The sequence below is a fragment of the Magnetococcales bacterium genome (assembly GCA_015231175.1).
Classification (GTDB): domain Bacteria; phylum Pseudomonadota; class Magnetococcia; order Magnetococcales; family DC0425bin3; genus HA3dbin3.
In genome coordinates this window covers 37,345-45,625 of sequence record JADGBZ010000019.1, presented here as the reverse complement: position 1 = coordinate 45,625, position 8,281 = coordinate 37,345, and the positions used below count along the sequence as shown (strand labels likewise).

General features: G+C 58.6%; 8 protein-coding genes. 7 read left to right on the top strand and 1 reads right to left on the bottom strand.

Translation table 11 applies throughout. The features are described from left to right. The 5 genes from HQL63_06440 to HQL63_06420 form a co-directional block, all read left to right on the top strand. Positions 1 to 256, top strand: a 256-nt coding sequence (locus tag HQL63_06440) for a hypothetical protein (protein ID MBF0176472.1), incomplete at its 5' end; no start/stop codon positions are given. Between the two features lie 335 nt (positions 257 to 591). Next, the gene (leuC, locus tag HQL63_06435; GenBank protein MBF0176471.1) at positions 592 to 2,007 is read left to right on the top strand and encodes a 3-isopropylmalate dehydratase large subunit; all 1,416 of its coding nucleotides are present in this window, start codon (positions 592 to 594) and stop codon (positions 2,005 to 2,007) included. 420 nt (positions 2,008 to 2,427) lie between these two features. Beyond that, complete coding sequence (gene leuD / locus HQL63_06430; protein MBF0176470.1) at positions 2,428 to 3,069, top strand: 3-isopropylmalate dehydratase small subunit; 642 nt, start codon at positions 2,428 to 2,430, stop codon at positions 3,067 to 3,069. A gap of 17 nt (positions 3,070 to 3,086) precedes the next feature. Next, positions 3,087 to 4,166 carry a 3-isopropylmalate dehydrogenase gene (gene leuB / locus HQL63_06425; protein MBF0176469.1) on the top strand — a complete coding sequence of 360 codons (1,080 nt, stop codon included), beginning with the start codon at positions 3,087 to 3,089 and terminating at the stop codon, positions 4,164 to 4,166. 154 nt (positions 4,167 to 4,320) lie between these two features. Next, positions 4,321 to 5,340 (top strand): aspartate-semialdehyde dehydrogenase, encoded by a 1,020-nt coding sequence (locus HQL63_06420; GenBank protein MBF0176468.1) that lies wholly within the window; start codon positions 4,321 to 4,323, stop codon positions 5,338 to 5,340. A gap of 184 nt (positions 5,341 to 5,524) precedes the next feature. On the opposite strand, the gene HQL63_06415 is transcribed toward HQL63_06420, so the two are convergent. After that, on the bottom strand, positions 5,525 to 5,950 hold the full coding sequence (locus HQL63_06415) for a DUF3124 domain-containing protein (protein ID MBF0176467.1): 426 nt from the start codon (positions 5,948 to 5,950) through the stop codon (positions 5,525 to 5,527). A 545-nt stretch (positions 5,951 to 6,495) separates the two neighbouring features. Between HQL63_06415 and hrcA the strand changes: the two genes are divergently transcribed. Next, on the top strand, positions 6,496 to 7,572 hold the full coding sequence (gene hrcA / locus HQL63_06410; GenBank protein MBF0176466.1) for a heat-inducible transcription repressor HrcA: 1,077 nt from the start codon (positions 6,496 to 6,498) through the stop codon (positions 7,570 to 7,572). Positions 7,573 to 7,611: 39 nt separating this feature from the next. Next, positions 7,612 to 8,235, top strand: coding sequence for a nucleotide exchange factor GrpE (gene grpE / locus HQL63_06405; GenBank protein MBF0176465.1), 624 nt, complete (start codon positions 7,612 to 7,614; stop codon positions 8,233 to 8,235). Positions 8,236 to 8,281: the final 46 nt, after the last annotated feature.

The following is an 8,281-nucleotide window of genomic DNA, read 5'->3' as shown; positions in this document are numbered from 1 at the left end:
GCTTGCGCAACTGTTGCGTTCAAGTCGTTCCGCCGGTTGTCTCGTCACCAAAGATGTCATGGATCGAGCGTGCGTCAATGGCCCTGTCTATCCACGTATCCAGGGTCTCCAGATTGGCGGCAAGAACCCTGGACTCAACCCAGGTGGGCAGGTCGGGAAAACGGCGGCGGAGGGTGCGAAGCAGAGTCGTGGCCTCGCCTTTTTGTTCACCGATCTGGATGCCTTCCTGGCGTCCATCTATGTATTTTCAACATAATAGCCTCACAACAGAAGCATTTCTTTAAAAAACCCATAAAACACCATAATTTTTGCCTGCATCCTTGATATGAGCGATGGAATGTGCTGACCTGGTTCTTCCCAAAAATTTTTATTCCGAAACAAAATATGTGATTTAGACGCTCCGGGGTTGGGAAGTTGCAATCGCGAGGGGGATCCACCCATTTTATGGATGGTTGCAGGCGCACGCCGATGTTTTTTTGGGTCGATGTGCGCTCCTGATGCTGACAATCCCCCTTGTCAACCACCCTCAAACCATACTAGTATAGAACGTTTGCACGTAAATTTTGCACCTACCTCCGAAGGAAGTTTTTCATGACGCCGCAGACGCTTTTTGACAAGATTTGGCAAGCCCATGTGATTCGCACGGGGGAGGATGGGACGGCGCTTTTGTATATCGACCGACATCTGGTGCATGAGGTGACCAGTCCGCAGGCTTTTTCCGGGTTGCGGATGCATGGCCGGCGCATGCGGCATCCCGAGGCCACGTTTGCCGTGCCGGATCACAATGTGCCCACCCACAATCTGGAGAGGGGCATTGTGGATCCGGTGTCACGCATTCAGGTGGAGACCCTGGAGAAAAATTGCCGTGAATTTGGCGTGACCCTGTTTGGCATGGGGGATTTGCGTCAGGGGGTGGTGCATGTCATGGCGCCGGAGCAGGGGTTGACCTTGCCTGGTTTTACGGTGGTGTGTGGCGACTCCCACACCGCCACGCATGGGGCCTTTGGTGCGCTGGCGTTTGGCATTGGCACCTCGGAGGTCGAACATGTCCTGGCGACGCAGACCCTCCTGCAAAAAAAGCCGCAGACCATGCGCATCGCCGTCGAAGGGGCCTTGCCGGAGGGGTGTACCGGCAAGGATCTGGTCCTCTACCTGATCAGTCAGATCGGCACGGCAGGGGGGACGGGTTACGTGATTGAATTTGCCGGTTCCGCCGTGCGGGATCTCTCCATGGAAGGGCGCATGACTGTCTGCAACATGGCCATCGAGGCCGGGGCGCGGGCCGGCATGGTGGCGGTAGACGATAAAACCATCGCCTATGTGCATGGCAGGCCGTTTGCCCCCAGGGGGGCGCAGTGGGAACAGGCCGTGGCATTCTGGCGGCAACTGCACTCGGATCCGGGCGCCCGGTTTGATCGTGAGATGACCTTTGCCGCAGCGGATATCCCACCTCAGGTGAGTTGGGGCACATCCCCCGAGATGGTGGTGCCGATCCATGGGCGGGTTCCCGATCCAGCCCAGGAGAAGGATCCGACCCGGCGCGGGGGTATGGAGCGGGCGCTGGCTTATATGGGGTTGCGACCAGGAACGCCGATGACCGAGATCGCCGTGGACAAGGTGTTCATCGGCTCCTGCACCAACGGTCGCATCGAAGATTTGCGTGAGGCGGCTGCTGTGGTGCGGGGGGGCAAGGTGGCGGCGAGTGTCCGTTTGGCCATGGTCGTTCCCGGTTCGGGGTTGGTCAAGCAGCAGGCCGAGGCGGAAGGGCTGGATCGTATCTTTACCGAGGCGGGTTTTTCGTGGCGGGCGCCGGGGTGTTCCATGTGTCTGGCCATGAACGACGATGTCCTGGCCCCGGGTGAGCGGTGTGCTGCCACCTCCAATCGAAACTTTGAGGGCCGGCAGGGGAAGGATGGGCGGACGCATCTGGTCAGTCCGGCCATGGCGGCGGCCAGTGCCATCGCCGGGCATTTTGTCGATGTGCGTACCTGGGCGAAAAAAGCGTAATAAAAAAACGTTTGAAAGACTGGGATGGAGGTCCAGGAGGAAGGGCTGCGCCCTTCCTCTCTGGTGGGGTCCGGGGCAACGCCCCGCATGGGGTCCGGGGCAACGCCCCGCATGGGGTCCGGGGCAACGCCCCGCACGGTGTTCGAGACGAAACCCAGCAAAACCCCGCCATGGGGCTCGGGGCAACGCCCCGCACGGTGTTCGAGGCGCAACCCGGTAAAACCCCGCCATGGGGCTCGGGGCAACGCCCCGCATGGGGTCCGGGGCAACGCCCCGCACGGTGTTCGAGGCGCAACCCGGTAAAACCCCGCCATGGGGCTCGGGGCAACGCCCCGTATGGGGGCCGGGGCGATAAACTGCGGTATCCGAGGCACCCCCCCGCAAGGTGCAGTTTTTTTTCACACAACCAGGATGACGATCATGGAACCCTTTGTCCGCTTGACAGCACTGGCAGCCCCTCTGGATCGGGCCAATGTCGATACCGATGCCATCATTCCCAAACAATTTTTAAAATCGATCGAGCGTACCGGTTTCGGTCCCAACCTGTTTGACGAGTGGCGCTATCTGGATCGTGGCGAGCCGGGCAAGCCGAATGCCGGGCGACCTCTCAATTCCGAATTTATTCTCAACCAACCCCGGTATCAGGGGGCGAAGATTCTTTTGGCGCGGGATAATTTTGGCTGCGGCTCCAGCCGTGAACATGCCCCCTGGGCTTTGCTGGATTATGGTTTCCGGTGCATTGTGGCGCCGAGTTATGCCGACATTTTTTTCAACAACTGCTTCAAGAACGGCATTCTTCCTCTGGTGCTGGAGGCCCGGATCGTCGATGCCCTTTTTGTTGCTGTGCTGGCGCGTCCCGGCGCCGAGATCACGGTTGATCTGGAACGGCAAATTTTGACGGCTCCCGATGGGACCGAGCACCCTTTTACTGTTGATTCCTTCCGCCGTCATTGCCTCCTCAAGGGGCTGGATGATATTGGTCTGACCCTGGAGCACCTTCCGGCCATCGAGGCTTTCGAGGCCCGGCGACGGCAGGCGGAACCCTGGGCTATGGCCCCATAGTTGGAGAGAGACGAGATATGGACAAGACCATTCTGCTGTTGCCTGGCGACGGCATCGGGTTGGAGATCGTGGCCGAGGCGCGCAAGGTGCTGGAGTGGGTCATCGCCCACGACAAGTTGCCGATTCGCCTCACGGAGGGGTTGATTGGCGGCAGCGCCTACGATATCACCGGCTCCCCGTTGCCGGGGAGGACCGTGGAGCAGGCCAAGGAGGCGGAAGCCGTCCTGCTGGGCGCTGTGGGGGGGCCGAAGTGGGAATCCCTGGATTACAGCGTGCGTCCGGAACGGGGCTTGCTGGGCATTCGCAAGCGGTTGGACCTGTACTGCAATTTGCGACCTGCCAAGGTGTTTCCCCAGTTGGCCGATGCCTCCTCCCTGAAGCCAGAGGTGGTCAGTGGGATCGACATCATGGTGGTGCGGGAGCTCTCCTCGGGTATTTATTTCGGGGAACCGCGCGGGGTGGAAACCCTTGCGGATGGGCGGAAACGTGGTTTCAACACCCTGGTCTACACCACCGATGAAATCCAGCGTGTCGCCCGTTCCGCTTTCAAGGCGGCACAACGACGCCAGAACCGGGTCTGCTCGGTTGACAAGGCCAATGTTTTGGAGTCCACGGAGTTGTGGCGTCAGGTGGTGACCGACATACGCAACGCCGAGTTTCCGGATGTGGAACTCAGCCACATGTATGTGGACAATGCCGCCATGCAGTTGATCCGCAATCCGCGCCAGTTCGACGTGATCCTGACCACCAACATGTTCGGTGATATTCTTTCCGACGAGGCCAGCATGTTGACCGGTTCCATTGGCATGCTCCCTTCGGCTTCGTTGGGAGACCGGTACGCGCTTTATGAGCCGATCCATGGTTCCGCGCCTGATATTGCCGGCAAAGGTGTGGCCAACCCGTTGGCGACGATTCTTTCCGTAGCCATGATGTTTCGGCATTCGTTGGAGCTGCCTGCGGCGGCGGAGCGCATCGAAAGGGCTGTCCATCAGGTTCTGGATCAGGGGCTACGGACGCCGGATATCATGCAGACCGGCAGGCAACAAGTTGGCACCCGGGAGATGGGTGCTGCCGTGGTTGCCGCCATGGTTGGATAGAAACACCGCAACTGTCCGGCACCCGGCGCACAGAAATCCAACAAACCGGGGTTCAGGGGGCTGGCTTCCAGGAAAGTCCAGGACAGATTTCTGGTGGAATCGGGGCAAAGCCCTAATAAAAATTTATCATATCAGACCTTTGAGGAATAGACCCATGCGGAAATACAATGTTGCCGTGGTTGGCGCCACGGGAAATGTCGGACGGGAAATGATCCGAATTCTGGAGCAGCGGAATTTTCCGGTGAATCAGGTGCATTTGTTGGCTTCCAGCCGTTCGTTGGGCCTAAGTCTGCCTTTTCGGGGGGAGGAACTGCCTGTACAGGATTTGGCAACCTTTGATTTTCACCAAGCGGAGATTGGCTTGTTTTCCCCGGGGGCTTCGGTTTCCAAGGAGTTCGCTCCCAAGGCGAGCGCTGCGGGTTGTGTGGTGATCGACAACACCTCTTTTTTCCGCATGGATCCGGATGTGCCTCTGGTGGTGCCCGAAGTCAATCCCCAGGCCATTGCCCAATATCGCAAGAAAAACATCATCTCCAATCCCAACTGCTCAACCATCCAGATGGTGGTGGCCCTGAAGCCGATTCACGATGCTGCCACCATCAAGCGGGTGGTGGTGGTGACCTACCAGGCCGTGTCTGGCGCCGGCAAGGCGGCCATCGATGAACTGGATGGCCAGAACAAGGCCCATTATGGTCTCGGTCCTGCCGTTTCCCCGAAAAAGATGGCCAAACAGATTGCCTGCAACTTAGTTCCCCAGATTGATCAGTTCCTTGCGAATGGCTACACCAAGGAAGAGATGAAAATGGTCAATGAAACACGCAAGATACTCGATCCTGATATTCGCCTGACGGCGACCTGCGTTCGGGTGCCTGTGTTCAACAGTCACTCCGAAGCGGTGAATGTGGAGACCGGGAAAAAGCTGACTGTTGCCGAGGTGCGGGGGATTCTGAGCCGCGCCCCCGGGGTGAAGGTGGTGGATGATCCCGAACATGCCGGTTTCACCACGCCCCTGGAGGCGTCGGGTACGGACTGGACCTATGTCTCCCGCATCCGGGAGGATGAGAGCATTCCCTCCGGGTTGCAGATGTGGGTGGTATCGGACAATCTGCGCAAGGGCGCCGCACTGAATGCCGTGCAGATTGCCGAAGTTTTGATTCGCGATCACCTGGCCTGACCCCTGCGGGGGCGCATCAGGTCCGGGACATGATGCTTACTTGACTCGAAACCATTCAGCGCCTGGCGACGAATCGGGATGCCGCTGATTTGCCAAGTCGGAGGGGGGGGGTGGCTTGATTGGTTTCCGCCCGCCCCTTCGGATTTGGTCAACATCGCCGTGCCCTGTCGGGCCGGGGCCGATGTCATGGGCGTGGAATTTCGTGGGGTTTTGCGGGGACAGGGTGTGGGCGAATGGCTTGTCCCCGACTGACAAAGGCCTGGGACTGGGTTCCCCAAAAATAGACCTGAACCGATTCCAGAATAGGCGGGTTGATGGGTTGGGCGGCTTCCCACACGACAATGAAATTGGCTCCCGTGCCGCCGGTTCGATCGCGATTTTCCACGAAGAAATCGGTGGAACCCAAGGCTGGCATGCTTTTTGGGCCGGACAGGTATCGGCGGATAATCCGGCCATTTGTGTCGTAATAGTCGGCGCTGGTGATAGTCATGCCATACGTTGGGTCGGTATTTCTGACGCTCAACATGGAGGAGAGCAGCATCTCTTCGGGTTTGCCATCGCGCTTCGTGTTGCCATGCAGCACGTGTGAATAGACCGGGACATAAACCATCTGTTTCTTCGCCATAGGAGTATCCGGTACATCTCCCGCCAGTGCGGAAAAGGGCAACAGGATGGCGACAGTCAGAACGAAACCATGGTCACGCATGTGCGCCTCCGAATCGACTCTCCAGGTTGGCGAATATCAGGTGCGGTGTGGTGCCCGGGAGGCATCCCCCGTTGATGCGGATTGGTACCGGTCGGGATCTGCGGGTGTATGTATGGAGGGGGCTCCGGGAGGGGCTGCCTGTCTGGCCTGTTGGGCGGTCGCACCGGTTTCATACCCACCCACCTGGCCGAGCATAACAGCCTTCCAGGTGCATGGCAAGATTGTGGAGGTTGGGCTGGGCGGATGCGGATTTCCTTGTTATTCTGCTGTCCTGATCGTCTGACTGTGAGGCCTGAATGCTGCCGGGGAAGCGGGTTGTGCTTTGACAGAGGCAGGGGCTGGTTATATCCTGCGGTCTTGAGCAGGTTCGGTTTGCCGGAATGGGGGCGCTTTCTTCGTTTCGGTTTTTTGTGTTTGCGCAGGTTTATCCCGATTCCGATTTTCCCGTCATGCTGACCCAGCGTCACAGCACCATACTCAAACTTGTCGTGGAGTCCCACATAGCGCATGGGGGGGCCGTGGGCTCGCAGGCCGTGCGGGAGCAGGCGCGCCTGAACCTCTCCTCGGCAACCATTCGCAACGCCATGTCGGAACTTGAGGTCATGGGTTATCTGACGCAACCGCACACTTCGGCGGGGAGGATTCCCACGGATCGGGGCTTTCGTTTCTACGTGGATGCTTTGCTGGAGCGGGATCCACTCGGGAATGGGACCAAATGCCGCATTTTGGAGGCGTGCGAAAAGGGGGGGATGGATCTGCCCGCCACGTTGCACCAGATCAGCCGGGAAGTGGCGGATTTGACCCATCAAGCCTGCCTTGTTCTTCCTCCCGACATGAAGAACGCCATTCTGGAGCGGATCCATTTTATCCGTTTGGAGGGGCGGCAAGGGGTGCGTGGCAGCAAGATCGTGGCATTGCTGGTTTCCCACTCCGGACAGTTGCAGAATCGCATCCTGACCCTGGAGGAGTCCTATACGCAGAAGGAGTTGGATGCCATAGGTCGCTCCTTGAGTCGGCGTTTGAAAGGGCTGACCCTGAAGGAGGCGCGACAGCAGCTTGCCGAAGAGGTTGCCAGCGGCGAACAGGACTATCGGGATTTGCAAAAAAAATTGCTGGAAGGGGCCGTGGGACCATGGTCCGAGGGCGCGGGGCTGATAGTCAACGGGCATTTGAATTTGTTGAGTCCCGATGACCTGACGGGTTCCGGTCGCCTTCTTGATGTGCTTGCGGAGATTGAGGAGAAGAAAAAATATATCGACCTTTTGGACCATTGTTTGCGCGCCAACGGCGTGCAACTGTTCATTGGTTCGGAGTCGGAGTTGAGCCGGGAGGGGGGGTGTGCCATGGTGGCCTGCAAGTTCACCGGGCCGGAGAACCTTCTCTCCGGTACCTTGGGCGTGCTGGGGCCGACCCGCCTGGACTACTCGTATGTCATTCCCCTGGTGGAGTTTACCGTTCTGGCGTTGAGTGGCCTGCTCTCTTCTGGGGTAACGCCGGCGGAGATGGTTGAACGCCCTGAATCGTGATTTGGTTTTTTGCAATCTGGCAGGAGGAAGGTTTCACCCATGAATGGCCAAGGTGACGAAACAAACGGATCTCGTCAGGAGTCTGTGACCAATACGTCCGAACCGGTTGGTGAGGTGCAGTCACCCGAGCAGCAGGGTGGTGACGTCCAGGTTGAACCGGAGGTCGCCCCTGAGCCGGCTGTGGATCCCGAGGAGCGGGTGCGGGTGCTGGAAGAGAAGGTCGAAGAGTGGCGGCAGGCCTATCTTCGTTCCATGGCGGACATGGACAATCTGCGCAAACGCACGGCACGGGAGATGGATGCCTCCCGCAAATTTGCGTTGGAGGGGTTTGCCAAGGATTTGTTATTGGTGGCGGACAACCTGGACCGGGCCTTGAGTGCCCTGGAGGGGAGTCAATCCGGTGAAGAATCGCCCGATTCGGGCGTCAAGGGTCTGCTTGATGGCGTGACCCTGGTGCGCACCGAGTTGTTGCGGATTTTCAACAAGCATGGCGTGACCCGGATTGAATCCTTGGATCAGCCGTTCGATCCCAATCAACATCAGGCCATGATCCAGGTGACCAAGGAGGGAGCGGTTCCCGGGAGTGTCGTCCAGGAATTTCAGGCAGGATATTTGTTGCATCAGCGTCTGTTGCGACCGGCGTTGGTGGCGGTTGCCCAGTGAGCGGTGGAAAAAAAATAAAATCGGACAGGGTAAGGAAAATGAGCAG